The organism is Shewanella gelidimarina (assembly GCF_023283945.1).
In the GTDB taxonomy this organism is placed as follows: Bacteria; Pseudomonadota; Gammaproteobacteria; order Enterobacterales; family Shewanellaceae; genus Shewanella; species Shewanella gelidimarina.
Genome location: NZ_JAKIKW010000001.1, coordinates 417,712 through 439,870, shown reverse-complemented (window position 1 = coordinate 439,870; position 22,159 = coordinate 417,712). Strand labels below are relative to the sequence as shown.

Annotated in this window: 11 protein-coding genes; 5 read left to right on the top strand and 6 right to left on the bottom strand. The window is 44.2% G+C overall.

Annotated features, from left to right (window positions below; genetic code table 11):
- The first annotated feature begins 2 nt into the window (after positions 1-2).
- Positions 3-12,089 (top strand): VCBS domain-containing protein, encoded by a 12,087-nt coding sequence (locus tag L2729_RS01880; RefSeq protein ID WP_487250768.1) that lies wholly within the window; start codon positions 3-5, stop codon positions 12,087-12,089.
- A 278-nt stretch (positions 12,090-12,367) separates the two neighbouring features.
- Positions 12,368-13,516 carry a putative sulfate/molybdate transporter gene (locus L2729_RS01875; RefSeq protein ID WP_101090271.1) on the top strand — a complete coding sequence of 383 codons (1,149 nt, stop codon included), beginning with the start codon at positions 12,368-12,370 and terminating at the stop codon, positions 13,514-13,516.
- A gap of 185 nt (positions 13,517-13,701) precedes the next feature.
- On the opposite strand, the gene L2729_RS01870 is transcribed toward L2729_RS01875, so the two are convergent.
- Positions 13,702-15,117: an aminotransferase-like domain-containing protein gene (locus L2729_RS01870; RefSeq protein ID WP_248986705.1), complete on the bottom strand. Its 1,416-nt coding sequence runs from the start codon at positions 15,115-15,117 to the stop codon at positions 13,702-13,704.
- A 267-nt stretch (positions 15,118-15,384) separates the two neighbouring features.
- Between L2729_RS01870 and deoC the strand changes: the two genes are divergently transcribed.
- The gene (gene deoC / locus L2729_RS01865; RefSeq protein ID WP_248986704.1) at positions 15,385-16,158 is read left to right on the top strand and encodes a deoxyribose-phosphate aldolase; all 774 of its coding nucleotides are present in this window, start codon (positions 15,385-15,387) and stop codon (positions 16,156-16,158) included.
- A gap of 181 nt (positions 16,159-16,339) precedes the next feature.
- The gene (locus L2729_RS01860) at positions 16,340-16,975 is read left to right on the top strand and encodes an alternative oxidase (RefSeq protein WP_101090274.1); all 636 of its coding nucleotides are present in this window, start codon (positions 16,340-16,342) and stop codon (positions 16,973-16,975) included.
- Positions 16,976-17,622: 647 nt separating this feature from the next.
- Here L2729_RS01860 and L2729_RS01855 read toward each other — a convergent pair.
- Genes L2729_RS01855 through L2729_RS01840 form a run of 4 tightly spaced genes read right to left on the bottom strand, consistent with a single transcriptional unit; the run spans position 17,623 to position 20,646 of the window.
- Complete coding sequence (locus L2729_RS01855) at positions 17,623-18,594, bottom strand: polysaccharide deacetylase family protein (RefSeq protein WP_101090275.1); 972 nt, start codon at positions 18,592-18,594, stop codon at positions 17,623-17,625.
- A 10-nt stretch (positions 18,595-18,604) separates the two neighbouring features.
- A complete protein-coding gene (locus L2729_RS01850; protein WP_248986703.1) occupies positions 18,605-19,138 on the bottom strand; it encodes an ester cyclase in 534 nt (177 codons plus the stop codon).
- Between the two features lie 3 nt (positions 19,139-19,141).
- Positions 19,142-20,248 (bottom strand): alkene reductase, encoded by a 1,107-nt coding sequence (locus tag L2729_RS01845; protein WP_248986702.1) that lies wholly within the window; start codon positions 20,246-20,248, stop codon positions 19,142-19,144.
- Positions 20,245-20,646 (bottom strand): VOC family protein, encoded by a 402-nt coding sequence (locus L2729_RS01840; RefSeq protein WP_101090277.1) that lies wholly within the window; start codon positions 20,644-20,646, stop codon positions 20,245-20,247. The genes L2729_RS01845 and L2729_RS01840 overlap by 4 nt, the downstream gene beginning before the upstream one ends.
- 102 nt (positions 20,647-20,748) lie before the next feature.
- On the opposite strand from L2729_RS01840, the gene L2729_RS01835 reads away from it, so the two are divergent.
- The gene (locus L2729_RS01835) at positions 20,749-21,663 is read left to right on the top strand and encodes a LysR family transcriptional regulator (protein WP_101090278.1); all 915 of its coding nucleotides are present in this window, start codon (positions 20,749-20,751) and stop codon (positions 21,661-21,663) included.
- Positions 21,664-21,680: 17 nt separating this feature from the next.
- On the opposite strand, the gene L2729_RS01830 is transcribed toward L2729_RS01835, so the two are convergent.
- The gene (locus L2729_RS01830; protein ID WP_101090279.1) at positions 21,681-21,905 is read right to left on the bottom strand and encodes a DUF3955 domain-containing protein; all 225 of its coding nucleotides are present in this window, start codon (positions 21,903-21,905) and stop codon (positions 21,681-21,683) included.
- Between the last annotated feature and the right edge of the window lie 254 nt (positions 21,906-22,159).

The window sequence follows — 22,159 nt, the reverse complement described above, 5'->3', positions numbered from 1 at the left end:
TCATTGGCGGAACTTCAACTGCAAGCCTGACTGAAGATAAAGACCTCGCCAGTGGCGGCACTTTGCGCGCCGATGGTCAGTTAACGGTTACTGACCCCGACTCTGGTCAAGCTCAATTCACAGCAGATCACCAGCAAGGCCAATATGGCGAGTTGAGTATCAATAATAACGGCCATTGGACTTACACCGCCAACAACGACAATCCACAGATCCAAGGGCTTAAAACGGGTGAAACCGTTACTGATACTTTGTTGGTGCATTCAGTAGATGGTACCGAGCAGAAAATTACTGTCACCATTAACGGCAGTGATGATAAAGCCGTCATTGGCGGAACTTCAACTGCAAGCCTGACTGAAGATAAAGACCTCGCCAGTGGCGGCACTTTGCGCGCCGATGGTCAGTTAACGGTTACTGACCCCGACTCTGGTCAAGATCAATTCACAGCAGATCACCTGCAAGGCCAATATGGCGAGCTAAGTATCAATAATAATGGCCATTGGACTTACACCAGCAACAACGGCAATCCACAGATCCAAGGCCTTAAAACGGGTGAAACCGTTACTGATACTTTGTTGGTTCGTAGCATCGATGGCACAGAGCTGAAGATCATTGTCACCATTAACGGCACTAACGATCTACCCGTTGTCAGCCATATTACCTCTAAGATCGTTGATGAGGGTAGCGCAAAGGTGACAGGCCAGATCGCGTCACACGATCTCGATCATGGCGATAGCGCAACCTTCAGCACCACATATCAGCATGCGGGTTTCAACTTAAATACCGATGGCAGTTACACATTTGATCCCACCAACCCAAGTTTTGAGCATTTAGCTGTTGGTGAACATGAAACCCTGATCATTCCGATTACAGCCACTGATAATAATAGTGGCCAAAGTTCACCGCAAAACCTCATCATTCGCATCAACGGCACTAACGATCTTCCTGTGGTAAGCCACATAAGTTCGAAAATCGCTAATGAGGGTGGCACTGTAGTCACTGGACAGATCGCTTCTACCGATCTCGATCACGGCGATACTGCAACCTTTGCCACAACCTACACTCATGCAGGTTTTAGCCTCAATACCGATGGCAGTTACACACTTGATCCTACCGATCAAAGTTTCGACCATTTAGCTGTAGGTGAGCATGAAACCCTGATCATTCCCATCGTCGCTACCGACAATCAAGGTGGCAGCAGCGCGCCGCAGAACTTGATCATAAGAATCGACGGCACTAACGATCTGCCAGTTATCAGTCATATCAGTTCGAAGACGGCGGATGATGGTGGCTCAAGCATTACAGGCCAGATCGCTTCCACCGATCTCGATCATGGCGATACTGTAAACTTTACTACAACCTATCAACATGCGGGCTTTACGCTCAATACCGATGGCAGTTACTCAGTTGATCCTACCGATCAAAGTTTCGACCATCTAGCTGTCGGTGAACATGAAACTCTGATCATCCCCATTACTGCCACTGATAGTAATAACGGTGCAAGTTCACCGCAAAACCTCATCATCCGCATCAACGGTTCTAACGATCTGCCTGTCATCAGTCATATCAGTTCGAAGATCGTTGATGAAGGTGCTGCAGTAGTAACAGGCCAGATCGCTTCCACTGATCTCGATCATGGCGATACTGTAAACTTTGCTACAACCTATCTGCATACGGGCTTTAGCCTAAATACCGATGGCAGTTACTCAGTAGATCCTACAGATCCCAGCTTTAATCATTTAGCAGTTGGTGAGCATGAAACGCTGATCATCCCCATCGTCGCTACAGACAATCAAGGTGGCAGCAGCGCGCCGCAGAACTTGATCATTAGAATCGACGGCACTAACGATCTTCCAGTGGTAAGCCACATAAGTTCGAAGACGGTGGATGAAGGTGCTGCAGTAGTAACAGGCAGGATCGCTTCCACCGATCTAGATCATGGTGATACCGCGATATTCAGCACGACCTATCAGCATGCGGGATTTAGCCTAAACGTCGATGGTTCATATAAATTAGATCCCACAGATCCCAGCTTTAATCATTTAGCTGTAGGTGAACATGAAACCCTGATCATTCCGGTGATCGCCACAGACAGCAACTCTGGCAGTAGCGCACCACAGAACCTCATCATCCGCATCGACGGCACTAACGATTTACCCGTCGTCTCTGGAATTTCGTCAGGCTCAGTCACTGAATCTGGTACATCGATTGGTAACTTTGAAGCTACAGGTAAGCTAATTGCTGTTGATCCCGATACTACAGACACTAGCATTTGGGCTGTCACTAATGGTACCGGTTCATATGGCAGTCTTACTATTGATCAACATGGCCAATGGCACTATCAGTTAGACAATTCAAATCCATCAACCAATGCTTTAACCGCTAACCAAAAGGTGAATGAAACATTCACTGTTACCGCGACAGACTCGTCCGGCACCCCAGTGCAACATACAGTCACTGTTGCTATTACAGGCTCGAATGATGGTGCCACAATAACAGCACATAGCTATGGTGGTGGCTTAGGCGATAGCGGCCACGAAGATGTCTATGAAGAACGCGTGTCAGGCAATTCAGGACCATCGGCATTGGCCAACTCTTTACGCGTCGCAGGAGTGCTTTATGCCCACGATCCAGATCAAGGTGAGTCTTTGCTAAAAGCAGAGACTCACACCACCAAAATTGGCGGCGTTTTTGAGGTTGAGCCCAGTTCTGGTGAATGGAAATATCACATCGATAATAGTAATCCAGCCGTTCAACAACTGCGGGCAAATGAATCTATCAAAGAAACCTTTACTGTCAGCTCAGCCGATGGAACTGGCCACTATGATGTTGAAGTGATCATTCATGGCACCAATGACCTTCCCGTTGTTTCAGGAAACTCGACTGGTACCGTCATTGAAACAGGAACTTCAATCACTGGAGTTGCTAAAGCTGTGGGGATACTAACGGCAACGGATCCAGATACTGGCGACACGTTAAGCTGGGCAGTGACTCAACCCCAAGGTGTCTATGGCAGTCTAGTCATCGATCAACAAGGAAATTGGGCATACCAGCTCGATAATTCAGTTGGAAGTAGTGCCGATCAACTTGCGGCTGGCCAACAAAAGCATGAGTCTTTTTGGGTAACGGCTACCGACTCGTCGGGTGTCGCAGTTCCGCATAAAATCACCATAGATGTCACTGGCAGCAACGACAAACCCATTGTTAGCTCATGGGCACAACTCCCCGCTGGCACTGAAGATAAGCCCGTTATCATTCATACTAAAGACTTACTAGCTCATGCAAGCGATGTTGATGGCACTGATACGCTAGCAGTTAGCCACTTGCAAGCAACGCACGGTGCGCTCGTTGATAATCACAATGGCACCTACACTTTTACCCCCGAGAAAGATTACAACGGCGAAGTACAATTTACTTATGATGTTAAAGACGCACATGGTGGTATTACACATACTGCAGCGACAACCTCTCTACACGCGATAAACGATAATCCAGACGTAACACCTATTACCGATAGCCTCACTGAAGACACAGATAAACAGCACCAAGTTAATCTACTTGGCAATGCTACTGATGTGGATGGCGACTCACTATCGATTAGCCAAATCCAAGTCACTTTTGAGGGTAAAACAGGCCCACTACCAGCAGGTCTCAGGTTGGCTAGCGACGGCCATACACTGATCATTGATAGTCACAATCCAACTTTCCAACACCTCAGTGCGAATCAACACGCCGATATCGTTGTGCACTACATGGTTGATGATAATCATGGTGGACAAAGCCCCGCAGTCGCAACGTTGACAATGGCCGGTAGCGATGACAAAGCACAATTACAATCTTCAACCATTGATATGACAGAAAGCCAAGCCCTGCACACCTATTACCAATTAGGCAGCATGGTGAAAGGCACTCTCAACTTAGTCGACCCTGACACTAACGACCATACTCAGTTTGCGTTTTCTAATGATAACGGCGCTAAGGACTATGGAGACTTAACCATTTGGCCTGATGGAAGCTATGAATATGATCTTGATATGGCAAGAAATCATCATGCGAACGATAAAGTCGCTTCACTTAAAGCGGGTGAGACATTAACGGATCAATATCAAGTACAAACTAGCGACGGCCAAACAAAAGTGATCACGGTTACTATTCATGGCGAGAATGATAATGCTCGAATAGAAGTGGTTATGCCACAAGCCCTATCAGCCAGTCAGAATGTTACTGAAGAAAATTTTGTGCCAGCGAGTACAACCCATTTATACGCGGGTGGTCTACTAAAAGTGATTGATGTCGACCACGGTGATGCTCAGCTTCAAGCTGAAAATATCTCTACCGCTCACCATGGAGAGTTTACCATTAGCGCCAGAAGTAGCTGGAGCTACAAGATTGATAATTCGATAGATGAAGTTCAACACTTAGGTGCTGGAGAATCTTTCACTGAATCCCATACCGTACACTCTAAAGATGGTAGCGCTAGTCAAGTTTTGACAGTCACTGTTCATGGTACTAATGATGCCCCTACTGTGTCGTCCGAGGTTCAGCTTGCCCCCGGTGTTGAAGACACCGACGTTCAACTAACCACTGCCGAGTTAATCGCGAATGCGACTGATATCGACAACAATGATATTGGCCAGTTAAGTATTGCCAATTTAGTTGCTGATAACGGGACTATCATTGACAATAAAGATGGAACCTTCAGATTTAGCCCGAAGAGTGATTACAACGGCCCTGTACACTTTAGTTATGACATAAAAGATGGCCACGGTGGCGTAACGCATACTGGAGCAACAACCAGCCTTACTGCGGATAACGATATCTCCGTTATTAGCGGTGATTCTAGTGGGACATTAAACGAAGGCAATATTGGAGATACCAGTACCGCAACGGGTCATTTAGCCATTAGTGACGTTGATATTACTGATACCCCTACATTCTCTGATACTGCTTTAACGGCTACTACTTACGGTCATATCGCCATGGTTAATGGCCAATGGACGTACACTGTTGATCAAAGCAAAATTCAAGATTTAGACCCTAACGATAATGATGTGACTAAGCATCAAGTTATCGATCATCATACTTTTACCGCCAGTGATGGCAGTACACAAGTAGTTGATATCGTCATCAAAGGCACTAATGACAAACCAATTATTGAATCGGCACACGCAGCACCTGCAGGCTCATCAAGTACCTTAAAGATTGATGATTTTGAGATGGTCTCAGCACCAACCGGCGCAAATATTGATGTGGCACCCACGGATACAGAAAATGCAGCACGTTGGGGAGCAGATCAAGTAGAAGTTGGTGTTGGCATGAAATTGGTGGGTTTATATAAACCTGGCAGTGATCATAACTGGATTCCAACAGGCCATGAAGCAACTATCTCAACAGCGCACAGTGGCGCTGGTGGTTACAGCCGTATTGATAATCATGATTGGTGGGCGCAAAACCACGTACCTGATACGGTTAATACTGGTTCGGGTGGTGCAAGTGGCCATGGGAACGCATGGACAGGTGGCATCGCTGTATTTGAAGCGCCTGATGGAACACAGCATATCGGTATTGTTAATCGAGTATGTACTGGCGGTGGTTCTGAAGTTGATTACCTTTATTTTCATAGTTATACCAATCTTCATCCTGGCGCAGCAGTCATTAGTGGGCAAGGCGTCGCAGGTGAAACGATCACGGTTAAGGACGACCAAGGTCATGCAATAACCACTGCCGTTGTTGATACACACGGTCATTGGGAAGTTGCAGCTGCCTCATTAGGTAATGGCCAGCACACGTTGCATATTGAAAATGCAGCAGGCCAATCATCAGCTGAACGTATTTATGATATCAACGGAAGTACTGTTGGTGATATTACCCCAGCAGGCTTAACAGTTGATATAAAAGAAGATACCGCACATATTGTCATTAATGGCGAACTTAGAACCTCTGATGTTGATCATGGTGATAATCCGGCTTTTGTTGCCCAAGCGGATCACGCGACTCAATATGGACACTTCTCTATAGATGCGGCAGGGAAATATCATTACACCATCAACAATAATAACGCCGATGTTAACCATTTAGGCGTTAATCAAAGCATACAAGAGCACATTGCGGTTACCTCGAAAACCGCCGACGGCGAAATAGCGACCAGTGAAGTTATTATTACCATCAACGGCTCTGTTGATGCGCCTACGTTAAGCGCGAGTGCTGCAACCGCGCAGCAAGGTTCATTAATTGCGTTAAATCTTCAAGCTGCGCTGACAGATACTGGCGGCGATGCTGAAACGCTAACCCTTAAAATTAGTGGCTTGCCAGACACTGCAACGCTTAATCACGGTACCTATGACAGCGTCGCTAAATATTGGGTATTGGATGCAAGTGATTTAACGGATTTAAAACTCGACATGAAAGATCCCAATTTTCATGGCGACTTACATTTTAATGTCACAGCAACAGCTACTTCAGGTGGTGAATCTGAATCAACCACGCAATCAGTTAGCTTACATGTTAATGCGCCACCAGTTGTAGCAAGTGCTCTTACCGATACTGAAACCGAAGGCGGCACAGCAGCGACTATTAATTTACTACAAGGAGCGACGGATCCTGATAATGCAGCACTCAGTATTGCCTCGGTGACTTATGCCGTCGGCAGTGGAACGTCAAGCGCTACCCTGCCTGCAGGTGTAACACTAGGTAGTGATGGTCATACCCTAACAATAGATCCAAGTCATGCTACTTTTAATCATTTACCGGCTGGCACATCAGAAAACATAACGGTTAGCTATGAAATCACCGATGGTGACGGTGGTATTGTTAATCAAACAGCCACGTTAACCTTTACTGGTACTAACGATATTCCTGTTTTTGGTGGTGTTGCTACTGGTTCAGTTACTGACCAAACAAATCTATCAGCTAGTGGGCAGTTAACCATTACAGACCTTGATACAGGTGAGTCGAATTTTCAAGCAGTTACAGGCTTAACAGGTACACACGGTACGCTTAATATAGATTCAAGTGGCAATTGGACTTATAACTTAAACACGGGCGATACAGCAGTGACGGCTTTAGCCAGTTCAGCGTCGCTTACCGATCACGTGACAGTGACAACAGCAGATGGCACCACCAAAGTCGTCGATATAACAATTCAAGGCAGTAATGACGGTCCAACAATTACGACTGTTGCACTAACTGGCACTGAAGATAAAGACTATACCTTCAGCGCGAGTAATTTTGGATTTACAGATGTCGACACTGGCGATACATTAGCACACGTCACAATTACCGATTTGCCAGACCCAGCACAAGGTTTGATGTTACTCAATGGGGTAGCCATTACTGCAAATCAAGCAATTGATAATGCGGATATAAATAATCTAACCTTTAAGCCCACAGCTAACTTTAACGGCGATGTGCATTTTAACTATACCGTTAATGACGGAACCGTTGATAGCGCGCCAGCCACCACCACGCTAACTATAGCGAATGTTAACGATGCGCCAACGGTAACCGCGACAGCCGTTGACTTAGGCACCACCAATGAAGATACCGATAAAACATTTACTGAAGCTCAAATACTCAAGTTAGTGGGTGCCAGTGATGTTGATGGTGACAATTTAAGTGTGTCAGCTATTCACTTAGATGCGCAATATGGCACCTTCACCCATCACGGTAGCGATTGGGTGTTTCACGGCAATAGCAATTTAGCGGCTAATGCGATTCCGATGACCATTGATGTGACGGATGGCCATACCACCGCTAATGCCGCTGGTCATATTGATGTGAGTGCCGTCGCCGATGGTGGCAGTATTAGCTTACAAGCGTCAGCGATTCCGATGGTCTCCCATAAAACCGCTAGCGTGACCCAATTAGTCGATGATGTGACGACATATGGCATGGCGGAACAGGATTCTATGGTTAGCACTAAGCTAAATGATGTAAAGAATGCAGATCCAGGTGACTTTCATGGTACTGCGGATGCGTTTTACCCAGGATTTCATTTATCACTCGTCGCGACTGGCGATCCTAGTTTTGACTGGAGCAAAATAACGGACATTAAAATTGAGGGAGTCAGTATTTTCAGTGAAGCTCAACATTTTGATATAGCTAATATCGCTAATAAAGGAGACGTTGCGGCACTCAACGTTTTTGATCAGCAAACCTATAGAGATATCCTTGAAGGTAAAGATATTGAATTTGTCGTTACGCATAATGCGCCTCAAACAATGGATCTTCAGTTTCATATTACAACTGTAAGTCCGTCTGTTGATGCCAATCAATTTTTTCAAGAATTACAGATTGGCACCTCTGCTCAACTAAACGTTTGGGTTGACAGAGAACAAACCGTTGCTGGTACTGATATTAAAGTCGCCAGTGTAGATGAAGATACTGTCATTCCTTTGCATTTACAGGCAATACTCACCGACACCGATGGCTCAGAACAGCTGCAATCAATCACTATTCATGGCTTGCCCGTCGGCGCGAGTTTATCGGTAGGTACGCTTAATGCCGATGGCACATTTACCGTGGCAGGCTCTGACATTGGCAATATTGCGCTCACGCTACCCCAAGATTATTCTGGAAAATTATCACTTACCATAGATGCAACAGTTACCGATAGCGTTGATGGCCATGTCGGCGATACAAGTATCACACACAGCACGGTTAATATTGACGTTGCCGCCGTGGCAGAAATCCCCACGTTAAGTGTTGCTGATTTAACCATGGATGAAGATAGCGGGCCTCTGGCGCTGAGTATCGGTCTTGATATTGATAGCGATGCCAGCGAAACCCAAAGTATCAGTATTTCAGGCATCCCAAGTGGTACAACATTAAGCGCTGGGCAGTTACAAAGCGATGGCTCTTATACGTTAAGCCCTGCGCAGTTAACAGGACTCACCTTACTGACGGCACAAAATCAATCAACTACCATCAGCTTAAGTATTACCGCCACCAATACCGATGGCAGTGATCATAAAGAGACAACAAATCATCAAACCATTCATATTAATCCCATTTTAGATATGAGCATTTCAGCGGCGAATAGTGAAGTTCATGGTGTAGAAGCGAAACCTATCTCCCTTGATGTATTGATTGGCAATACGGCTGATACTCATGAAACAATTACTCAATCTAGCGTCCAATTACCCACTGGTTGGTCTATTGTTGGCGTACCAGCTGAGCATGGAGTCGGTGTACCCGCAAACACCTACCATATACCCAGCGATCAACTAGCAGCGGCTCAAATATTAGCCCCCACTGGCTATACGGGATCTCAAGACATCGTTTTACATGAAACGATAACTGAATCGGGCCAAAACTTTTCATTAACAGTGCCTATAAAAGTCACCGTCGCTCAAACTCCTTTCGTTATCGAATCTTTAGAAACAGACACTGGTAGCAGCCATACAGATTTTATTACCAGTGATGGTCAATTTATTGTTCATGGAACAGGCACTCCGGGTGCTAAAATACTTACAAGTGAAGCAGATACGATCGTAGATCAACACGGAAACTGGATATTAGATTTAAGCAAAAGTGATCATCCAGATGGAACGTTCACGATGCAGATCTATGAGGAGCTACCAGGCGGTGTTTATAAGACTGCAACGCAAGAGGTGACAGTCGAAACTTCACAGCCAACCGTAAAAATTGATGTTTTGTCTAGCGATGATTGGATTGATGCAACAGATCACAATCTAGATTTAAGTGTATCGGGAACCACCACGCATGTTGTTGATGGCAATGATATTAAAGTTACCATTAATCATCAGGATTATGTGACCCAAGTGCATAGTGGTCAGTGGTCCTTGGTTATAGCCGCAACAGATGTTGCTGCAATTACAGACGGTAATTATCATGTTAAGGCAGAAGTTCAGTCCCTAGCGACATCCGATACGAGCATTGTAGATCGTAGCCTTGTCGTGTCGGCAGATATGTCTACGTTGGTAAAAACTGAAAGTACCAGTGAAGATACCCATACCTCAGCTTCAGGGGCTTTGTTCAGTTTAAGTCAGCACAACACTGTGACAACCAGTGGTGATTTAGTCGGTAATTACGGTACCTTAAAAATGGGCGCTGATGGAACCTATCATTACCAACTCGATAACAAAAACCTCAATATTCAGTCAATGAGAGAAGGTGAAACACATTCGGATAACTTTTTAATTGATTACACCGATGCGGCGGGCACGTTAAAGCACTCATTACTTAATATTGGTGTGCATGGTACTAACGATGCTCCTCTGTTAACGGGGACATTTGAGCTATCAAGATCAATAGATAGTGGGTTTCTGACTAAGACACATTCCTATGGTCATATCATGTTAAGTGATGTTGACTCTGGTGATCACCTAACTGCGCAATATATAGGTCAAGATAATCTAACCCATGACTTAGATTTATCCAGCTTGCAAGGTGAACAAATTCCGATTAAAAACATCGGTTATTTTAATATTGATTCACAGGGAAAGTGGGATTTCACACTCTCCGGTTCAGGGCCTGAACGTACAGCAATGAATGCGGAAGTCGCTTCAGGACATATTCATACAGAAAGCATCAAAGTCATATTGACAGATAGTGAGGGTGTATCACGAGAAGAGACACTTACCATTCATATTGGAAGCTCAGTCAATGGCCCTCAAATATTTGGCTCAGCTCAAGCGTCTATGACAGAAGATAGTATATCGACAGCTTCTGGTTCATTAGACTTATTAGTCGGCAATGTCAAAGTTGCTAGTGGTGTTAACTGGCAAGTGCAGGGTGGATCATCTGCTCAGCATGGTGATGTAACGATTGATGCAGATGGTCATTGGCACTATGACATGCATAACAATGATGTCACTGTTCAACAGTTAGGTGAAGGTGATCGATTAAGCGATAAGATACTTGTTACTGCAACAGACAGTAACGGTCATAGTGTTGTTCAAGAGTTGAAAATCGAGATTATTGGAACTAATGACGTACCTACCATTGCACACCATCAGCCAGCCGTAATGGTAGAGGACTCTTTACTGACGCTTACTAAGGCAGAGCTACTTACTAATGTCCAAGATACAGATTCAACTGATAAATTGGATGTAGATATAAGCAGTGTTCACTTGATAGGAGGGGGTACTTTGACAGCTGAGGCCGATCATTGGATAGTACATCCAACGCTCAATTTCGATGGTAATTTACGTCTTGAATTTGATGTGACTGATGGGCATGTAACATTGCCCAATGCGATGACAATTAAGCTATCACCCGACGCGGATACACCCACTATGTTTTTCACTAAGCATGTTGATTCCGCATCGTCTCATCTCGATACCCCTGATATATCAGGCATCCAAGATTCAGATCTTGCGTTAAACATTCATGTCGCTAGTCCAGACAGTTCTGAAACAATGACGGTTGAAATTTCAGGCTTGCCAACCAATGCAGTACTTTCTGCAGGTACTGAACATAATGGTATTTGGACGGTTGATTCGGCTGATCTTACCAACCTTAAAGTAACCCCTCCTACGGGATACCACGGAGATTTTGACTTAGATGTTAAGGCGATAAGTCATGACGGTACCGACACAGCAGAAGTAAGTCAGGTGATTGGTGTACATGTTATAGATGATAATCAAGCTTCTGCGAATCCAGCTCCATCATCTTCGAATGATGAACCAGAACAACCAATTGAAACTGACACTTTTACGCTGCAGTTAGACACTGATGATAGCAATAAAGGTGGGGCGATTGATCATAGTCAGATTCCCCATACTGCATCAACTATTGAACACAGTAGTAATCCGGTGGATCATTATTTGAATATGTTAGGCATCGATAAACAAACTATTTCTGATGAATATAAGGGCGACAATAATATTGATCATTTAGCCGCTTATACACAAGCTGATATGTCTGCAGGTGCGGATCCATTAATTGATGAAATACAAGTCGATGCCTTTGACAACCCGCTTGATGATGAGCACAAAGAACATCACCAGCAGTTTGATATTGACTCTGCAGCGATCATTGATGAGCCTACAAACAATGACAGCATCCACCAAGATAATGATGATGACCTACTCCATCAAGCATTAAACGATATGCATAATCAGCTTTAAACATGCTATATCTCAGCAGTAAGTAAGCCGATGAAAGCAGTGATCACTCTATCACTGCTTTTTTTCATCTCTACCCACTCAATGATATAGCACTAAAGGGGTAGTTGAGGACTCACGAATATTAGACCTATTGACCACAATGTTTACACTCATGCGTCAACTTGTCTCAGTGACTTTGGAAAATAGCTTACTCAATCGGGTTTTACGGTGTATTAACCGTTAAATTCTTGGCACTAAACTTGCGATGGTTAACGGGTTCTTTTCCCACGGCAAGTTATATGAGATGTAAGCCCAACCGCTTTGATAGTGTTAACCAATATTCAGGAGAGTTTAGCGGCGCCTTCGCCGATTTAGGTACCTTTCTACCCTTAGTCCTCGGCCTTATCGCCTTAAACCATTTTTCCCCGCAAGGGATCTTTATGGGTTTTGGTTTGTTCGCCTTATTTACTGCATTCTTCTATCGTCGCCCCATTCCAATACAGCCGATGAAAGTCATCACAGCACTGGTGATAGCTCAAGGCTTAACACCTGGAATGTTACAGGCTAGCGGCATGATGATGGGCGTTATTTTACTGGTTCTCGCTTATAGCGGCGCCATTAAATGGATGGCAAAGCAACTATCTCCCGCCATTAGTATCGGCATTCAGTTAGCGATTGGTATTCAACTGATTTGGATGGGCGGACAGATGATGAGCCAAACCTGGCTTATCGGACTCATTGCCTTTGCACTGCTTTTTGGCAGCAAATTCTTACCACTGCGCTATTTAGCCATGCCATTGGTGATTACGATGGGTATTTTATGGCAACTAAACAGTGGCACCGCACCAAGTTTTGATCTTTCAAGCTATACCCCATGGCAATTGAGTTGGCCAAGTCTCGATGAATGGAGCTCTGCCGCTGGTTTGTTGGTACTGCCACAACTGGCGCTAACGCTCACCAATGCAGTAATAGCAGTCTCTGCGATAGCAAAAGAGAAATTCCCAAATGACGCTAAAGATAATTTTTCACCAGAGCGTTTTGCCACCAGCTCTGGTTGGGCAAACTTACTGTTAGCGCCGTTCGGTGCCACCGCAATGTGCCACGGCGCAGGCGGGCTTGCAGTACAGTATCACTTTGGCGCTCGTACTTGGTTGGCCCCGACTATATTTGGCTCAAGCTGTTTATTAATCGCTGCTTTTTGGGGGCAAGGCATTGCCAGCTTGTTATCGCTTATTCCACTGGCGGTATTGGGCAGTTTACTGGCGATTGCGGGGACTCAATTGGCGTGGTCAAAACGCTTTATCGACGGTAAGCCTTTTTGTATTTTTGTGATTTTATCAACCGCTGCAATTTGCCTGCTCGTTAATACTGCAGCAGGACTTGCCGCAGGGATACTACTTGAGACGGGTCGCCGCCAGTGGCATTTGTATTCAGATTTGAAACAATGAAGCTAACGCCATCGTCAGAAATAGTTCACTAAAACTTGTCGCTAAGTAGATAACCAACAGTCAAGTAATGGGGAGTCGGCTCCCCATCATTTTGAAGCAATTTTCAAGTTAGACGCGATAGTGTTATTAAACAAGGAAAAGGAACTAGCGGCTTTATTCACCGCTTCTTCGTGATGATGCTTACCTTATTCATCCAGCATATTTTGGATAAGTTCGGCTAATCGTTTTATCGCACCAACTTCCCGATCCGAACACTCAAATGACGAATTAAGTCGAAAACAATGATTAAACTGTTTGCTCGCGGAAAACATTTTTCCTGGAGCAATACTGATACGCTCTTTCAAAGCTCGCTGGTAGAGCGTTGTCGCATTCAGATGCTCTGGTAATTCAACCCACAAAAAGTATCCTCCTTCAGAGTAATGGATACTCACATTGGCGGGAAAGTATGTCCGTAACACCTGCCAGTTAGCGAATTTACGTTGCTCTAATTTCCTACGCAGTTGGCGTAAATGTTTCTCGTAATTACAGCTGGATAGATATTTAGCAAGCGCAAGTTGGATAGGAGTACTCGCAGATAATGTGCTCATCAATTGAAGTTTTTGGATCGGCAGTGCCATGCGTCCTGCGGCCACCCAACCAATTCGAAAACCAGCAACCAGACACTTAGAAAAAGATGAACAATGCATTGTCATCCCCTGCTGATCAAAGGCTTTCGCTGGCAATGGCTTCTTGCCACCAAAATACAGTTCACTATATACATCATCCTCTATCAGGTAGACGTTGTAATCAGCAAGCAACTGAATTAAAGCCTGCTTTTTCTCATCAGACAAGCTACAACCCAACGGGTTTTGGTGATTTGTCATTAACCAGCATGCTTTTACCGAGTGGGATTGCAGCGCTTTTTCAAGTGCCTCAAGATCAATTCCATCTTGAGGATGTGTTCTGACAGATAGCGCACGTAAATTCAGCTTTTGCAGTGACTGCAATGCACCGTAAAAGGTCGGTGACTCCACTACAACCCAATCACCGGCTTGAGTCACAGCTTGAAGACTCAAATTCAACGCTTCAAGCGCGCCTGCAGTGATCACAATCTCGTCAGGATGCACATTCATCCCTTGTGCAGCATATCGTTTGGCAATCAGTTGGCGTAAGTCTTCATTTCCAGGAGGCAGATTATCCAGTGCGCTCGATGTTGGCATGTTACGCGCCGCGGTCATCAGAGATTTGTTGACTTGATGGCGAGGATAAAGCTTGGGATCAGGATAAACAGAGCAAAAATCGACTAGATGCGGCGTCCGATTAGCTTGTAACACATCAAAAATAAAGTCGTTAATATCGATATTTTCAGTTGTATGAATTGTCACTTCCGATTTCTTTGGACTCAGGTATTGGACTTGAGGTGCGACAAAATACCCTGACCGAGCATGAGAAACTATCCACCCTTGGCTTTCCAGTACCTGATAAGCGTGCAGCACTGTCATTAGGCTCACGCCTGAGATATCAGTCTGTTTTCGTAACGAAGGCAGCTTATCACCCACCTTCCAAATACCATTTTGAATTTGACGACGAATTTGCTCTACCAAATTTTCATATTTTGCCAACGAAACGACTCCTTCTATACCCAGCTCTCAGCACAATAGCAGCTAATATCTAATCTGTTATAGATAAAAGAGCCATTTCTGTATCTATTATAGTTTGCAGTCTGTTCCTATAATCGCCTCACTTTCATTTTGAACCAAAGATCACTTCCAGCCTTGGGTCGCATATCAATCTGACACCAACGTTCAGATAAGCATTTAACGGCATAGCGACAAATAAAACACCAAGCATTAGACATTCGATAAGCAACAACTCAACAGGAAATAACCATGAGTAATTTAAAAACAGCCGCGCTACGTGCACTTAACTTAATGGATCTGACGAAGTTAAACGACAATGACACAGATGAAACAATCATCGAGCTGTGTAAGAGTGCTAAAACGACTGTCGGTAATACGGCAGCAATATGTATCTATCCACGTTTTATTCCTGTTGCCAAAAAACAACTGCATCTACAAGGTACGCCCGACATTCGGATTGTCACCGTCACTAACTTCCCTCACGGCAATGACGATATCGAGATTGCCGTTGCTGAAACGAGAGCCGCTATCATGTACGGCGCAGATGATGTAGACGTCGTATTCCCATACCGTGCTCTGATGGCCGGCAATGAAGATGTCGGCTTTGAACTTGTTAAGCAATGCAAAGCGGTTTGCGGTGACACTCTGTTAAAAGTCATTATCGAATCTGGTGAGCTGAAAACTGCTGCGTTAATCAAAAAGGCATCTGAGATTTCAATTAGGGCTGGAGCTGACATCATCAAAACGTCCACAGGTAAAGTGCCCGTTAACGCCACCCTTGAAGCTGCTGAAATTATATTGTCGGTTATCAAGCAGATGGGCGTTGAAAAAACAGTTGGCTTCAAGGCATCTGGTGGCGTACAGACCACTGAAGAAGCCAAAAAGTACTTAGATATGGTTGATAGTATGTTTGGTGCTGAATGGGCTGATTGCATGCACTACCGTTTTGGCGCCTCTAGCCTATTAAAGAACCTGCTTTATACCCTTGGGGAAGGTGAAAAAATAACTGCAGGCGATTACTAGTCCTATCTCTTGTACCGCCTCTAGGGACTGCAACCGCTACCAGACTAAATAGCTAAAGATAATGTAGTCATACAACAGGGTAGTGATGGCAATCTGTTAATTAGATATTCGCCAACAAATCCATTGGTTTATTAATCATCAGATTGAGATCACTGCCACTTAAACACAGGAAAACTCACCTATGTCAGATTTTGAATTGAAACACAAAACCGCTTCCAAACTGTCGGAACATGTGGCCTATAAAATCACCCAATGCCTCAAATTTTTGTTAAATATATTCTATGGCAAAAAATACGCGAAACGTGCCGTGATTTTAGAAACCATTGCCGCTGTACCAGGGATGGTAGCGGGCATGTTTAATCATCTAAAAGCCTTACGCCGGATGAAAGATGATGAAGGCTGGATCCGTGAATTACTTGATGAGGCAGAGAACGAACGCATGCATCTGATGATATTCTTAAATATTGCCAAACCTAGTTGGATTGAGCGAGTGTTAGTGTTGCTCGCCCAAGGGGCTTTTATTATGGTGTATGGTTTGATATATGTACTTTCTTCTAAAATTGCCCATCGGGTGGTGGGTTATTTTGAAGAAGAAGCCTGTAAAAGCTACAGCGAATACCTAAATAAAATTGATGCCGGAGAAGTAGAGAACCTAGCTGCACCAAAAATTGCCATCGACTATTATCAGTTACCGTTAGATGCCATGTTGCGAGATGTGATTGTAAAAATCCGCGACGATGAAGCTAAACATCGCGATCAAAACCATTTATTTGCCGATGCGTATGAAAGCCACGATCTACCTGCACATCAGCTTTAATACCAATTGCACTAAGTATTTGACCAATTCAGAGCGGCCGACGTTTAAAGCAAATGGCAAAATCCTTTAAGCTTCGTTGTGGGCTTTAGATATACGACTAAATGGTCTATTTGGTTCCATACAAAATATGCTATTGCCTTCCTTCATGGAGATCAAGTGAGGAGGTACGAGTCCACGGATGGACGAAGGTAGAATAATGCAGGAGCAATTACCGAGGACGGGCAATGAAAACATCAATTTGATTAGACAATAAGAAATAGAAAAACGACACAATCAAAACTCATTATATCGTCGTCCTCTCAACAACAGCGGTATGATGATCGTCAATACCGCTGTTATTTTGTCACTAGGGGTTGTTGATCTTTGGAGCTTGGTTTTTGTTCGAATTCAATGATTTTAGTACAAGGCTTGAGCGATGCTGCTTAGCTGGCTAAGCGAAAAGCTTGTAACGCAGTAATAGAAATATTGAAACGAACCCGAAGGCCCGCGCTTCTTGGCTATTTTTACGGTGTTGTAGGCTATTTGTGGAGAATAACTAAACGACATAGCCTCCGCCTTGTCAAAATAGCCAATAAACTGCGGCAAAAACAACCATGAAAGATCAACAGCCTCTAGAATTCCTAATTATTAAGCCAAATATTTATACATCATCTAGGCTCATTCATCGGGGTATCAGTTTGCTTAAGCGCCCATTGTGCGATGGCATCTTTACGCATAAAACCAACATTAGCGTGACCTTTCGCGTAATGAATAAATTTATCCAATGCATTAACCAATCCCGGTGTACCACCAATACGATCATGTACACTGATTGCCATCATGCGCCTTCTCTGATCTCCCTCTTGATACAGCACATCAAACTCATCTTTTAGCTCCTGTAAAAAAGCGGCTGCTGTCATCGCAGTATTACCACCAAATCGACCGATATCATTGTTCCTCAAAGTATAAGGAACCACTGCAAATGGTTTATTATTGACAGGTGTAACTGAAGGTTCATCACGCGATAAGTCATCAATATGATAGATAAACCCAAGATCTTGCAAAATTTCTAAGGTTTGCGGACTATGGCGCATCCAAAAAGCATTAAATCCAAGCGGTCGTTGACCTGTGATCCGCTTCAGGGTATCAACACTTTCCTCATAGGATGCCCGCTCTTCTGCTGGAGACATATTGAACTGAGGAGACCACGTCTGTCCATGCCCCGAAATTTCATGTCCTTCATCCGCAACTTGTTTAGCCAGTTGCGGATGACGTTCAGCAGCGAGCCCTACCATATGTGATGTTATCTTAATGTCATGTTTTTTCCATAACCTAAGTAAACGAGGAATCCCTTCTTTCATACCATAGGCATACCAAGAAGGCGTAATTGTGTCTTGAAAACCTTCAGCCATGGGTGGAAAAGGCCCTTCGGCATCTAACGGTTGCGCCCCCGCCTCAAATTGCATTGAAATAGAGATGACCAAACGCTCGCCTTTAGGCCAATATTGATTTGCAGAACCGCCACTATCTTTTGCATCAGAAAAAGCTAAACTAGGAATGACTGCTTTGCTTGCTCCGCTAACAGATAACCCCACAGCTATGGCGCTACCTGCAACTAAAAAACGTCTACGTTCATTCATCTTACGCCCCTTAAAACTCCATTTGAGTAAACAGACTGTTGTAGTCTTCTAAATGCCAATTGTCCGTAATCAAACCATCTTGCACTCGGTATATATCCACTGCGGCAAAATTAATTGGCTGACCTTTACCTTGATGTTGACCAAACTGACCACTGAAATGTCCTTTAAATCTCAAGCGAACCACGGCACGATCTTTTACGACTAATAGCTGCTCAACCTCCGCGGTTAAATCGGGGACTGCTTGTCGAAAGCTTTTTGATGCTTCCAATACCCCAGCAATCCCTTGCTGCCGACCTTCGGGTAAGGTGCGATCAATAAAATGAGGTGAGAGTGCAATGCTGGCGAACTTCTCATCACCCGTATTCCAAAATTGCGCATAGGCTTTAGCGGCAGCTTCAACTGCGGGTGCATTTTCACTCTCATCTTGAATAACCGTTGCCGCGCTCACAGCAACAGGGACATAGAGTAGTAAGGCAAATAGCCCCCATAGCCCAGCTATTTTATGCTGTATGGCTTTAGCCATAATCCACTTAGCCAAAACCATAATTTATATCCTTTCAAAATCAGCATACACAGGATAATCAATATAACCCGCCGCTCCACCGCCGAATAAAGGCCCTTTATCAAAGTCAGCCAAAGGCAGTTGATGTTGTAAACGATAAGGCAGATCTGGATTGGCAATAAACGAACGACCAAAAGCGACAAGGTCAGCGTAACCTTTTTCAATCACAGCGCTGGCACGTTCAACATCATAGCGACCCGCCACAATAATGGTGCCATTGAACACTTGTCTTAACTTGATACGAAAGCTCTCAGGGATCTGCGGCGCATCGTCCCAATCAGCTTCAGAAAGATGTACATAAGCAATCCCCTGCTGGCCTAAATACTCTGCTGCCAATAAAATTGTCTCTACAATTTCGGGACAAGCCATATCTTTAAAGGTGACAAACGGTGCCAATCTAACACCCACTTTGTCAGAGCCAATCTTTGCACTGACGGCGTTAACAATATCCAGTAAAAACTGAATACGCTTTAAGGGTGAGCCGCCATACGCATCGGTTCTATGGTTGGAATTGGTCCGTAAAAACTGGTCTATCAGATAACCATTGCCACCGTGGATCTCAACGCCATCAAAACCGGCATCAATCGAATTTTTAGCTGCTTGAGCAAAATCAGCCACCACCCGATCAATATCCGCTTGGTCCATCTCTCTAGGGGTTGGACAATCGACCATCTGCCCGTCGGGGTGAGCTTCATCTACAATCCAAACTTGCGTATCTGTTGGTTTGATTGCTGAAGGTGCTATTGGCGCTTCACCTCGTTGAAAAACCGGATGAGAGACTCGGCCAACATGCCAAAGTTGATTAAATATATGGCCTCCCACTTGATGTACTGCAGCCGTTACTTTTTGCCAGCCAGCGACTTGCTCATCAGTGTAAACACCTGGGGTGAACGAGTAACCTTGACTATCATCTGAGATCTGAGTGGCTTCACTAATAATCAAACCTGTTAATGCACGCTGCCCATAGTAAGTGGCCATCATCTCGTTGGGTATATTACCTGGCTGAGTGGTTCTAGAACGAGTCATAGGCGCCATCACCATACGATTACTTAACGATAAATGCGATTTATGGTACGGGGTAAAAAGGCTCATAATAGCTCCTGGTGTTGGTTAAAAACGTCGAAATTCTGCTGACTTGATGTATCTAAGGTGATCAATTCAAATATCACCTCTCCGGCACGGACAAAAACTTGTATTACATTGCTATCGGGTACCTGCCGAACATTGTATCTGGTGGCATTTTGCTGCAACTTTTGAGTTAAGGTCTCTAAGCTCATATCGGTATCAAAAGCGATATGGCCGATACCGCACTGTTGCGTATCTGACTCAATAATATGGATTAATGCCTGGTCACCTTGATATAACCATGATCCCTTAAAAGGAAAATTAGGCCGATTACCATTCTTTAATCCCAAAACATCAGTCAATAAATAGGTCGCTTCATTTCCTGCTGAGGCAAGTAAGTTGAGATGGTTAAATGTGATTGCCATTATTAGTTATCTCACTGTTCAAATGATATTAAGCACTCTATACCCATTAACTTATTTTGATAATTAGGCTATTATTAGAATCATTTTCAAAAAATATTTGATATGTATCATCTCAATGATCTTCAACTCGCTATCCGTATTGCCGACTTACAGAGTGTTTCAGCTGCTGGACGCGAACTAGGCATGACCCCGGCTGCAGCCAGTGCAGCCCTACAACGACTGGAGAAAAAACTCGATTGCTTGTTATTTGCCCGCTCAACTCGGCAGATGACACTCACTGAAGAGGGTCATCTTTTTATTGAGTCCGGTCGTCAAGCGCTGGCCATTTTAGATAATGCTAGCAATGCACTCGCCGATAATCGCGGTGAGCTTAAAGGTGAACTTCGTATCGCTTTGCCGTCTGATCTTGGCCGTAATATTGTTCGAGCATGGCTAGATGAATTTGCGCAAACAGCGCCTGAATTGAAATTGACACTATTTTTTGGCGATCAGATGACAGATATTATCGCCAATAATGTGCAGCTAGCCCTACGCTACGGTCAGCTAGAAGATTCAAATCTAATGCGCCGACAGCTGGCGATGATGCCGAGAGTGGCAGTGGCATCTCCAGCCTATATCCAGCGTCATGGCAGCCCTACTCATCCAAAAGATCTTGGCCATCACCAAATACTCCTGCTCAATAGAGGTGGAGAACCTTGGCATAAATGGCGTTTTAGCCACAAAGAAAAACAGTATGAGGTTGATGTCACTGGCAGTAAGATTTGTAATGATGGCGCGGTGATAAAGGACTGGGCACTCGCCGGAGAAGGCATTGCTTATAAGAGTTGGTTTGATGTCGCCAAAGAGGTTCACCAGGGAAAGTTGGTATTACTGTTTGCCGATCAAATAGCAGAACGTATTCCATTGCAGTTGGTTTACCTGCAAACCGATTACCCCAGCCACAAAGTGAGAACGGTTATCGACTTTTTAAAACAAAAATCACAACAATTTACACTGCAATATCCCTTGCCGACTTAAATAAAAATACCTATCGCTCATGCTTTAGTCGTTGCATTAACTTTTTTAATGAATAAGGAAACGCCAGAACCAAGTGCAATAGCCAAACAAAACCAAGCGCTAGGAATAAGCCAAAATGTCTCAACGAGCATACCCTCCTTATCGACATAAACGCCTATGTAGTGATAAGCAACGACTGAAGCTAGGCTTAATAATGAGAATATAAGCGTTAGACTAAATAAACGTAAATGTAACACTGTCATTTCCAATCTTAGGTTTTCAAATTAACACTGATTATGACGGCACTTTGGCGAGGTCACAAATTAACTCTCCTTCATAATCATTTTCCGCAACCTTGCTTGAATAAATTATAGGATGACTAAACCAGCATATTCATGCGCGTAGCTCACCTGAAGTGAATTCACCTGCGACATGCTGTCGCAGTTGCTCGATTTTGCTTTGCTAATTTAAATACACACTGACACTATTCGCAGCACACAAAATAAAAACACAATAT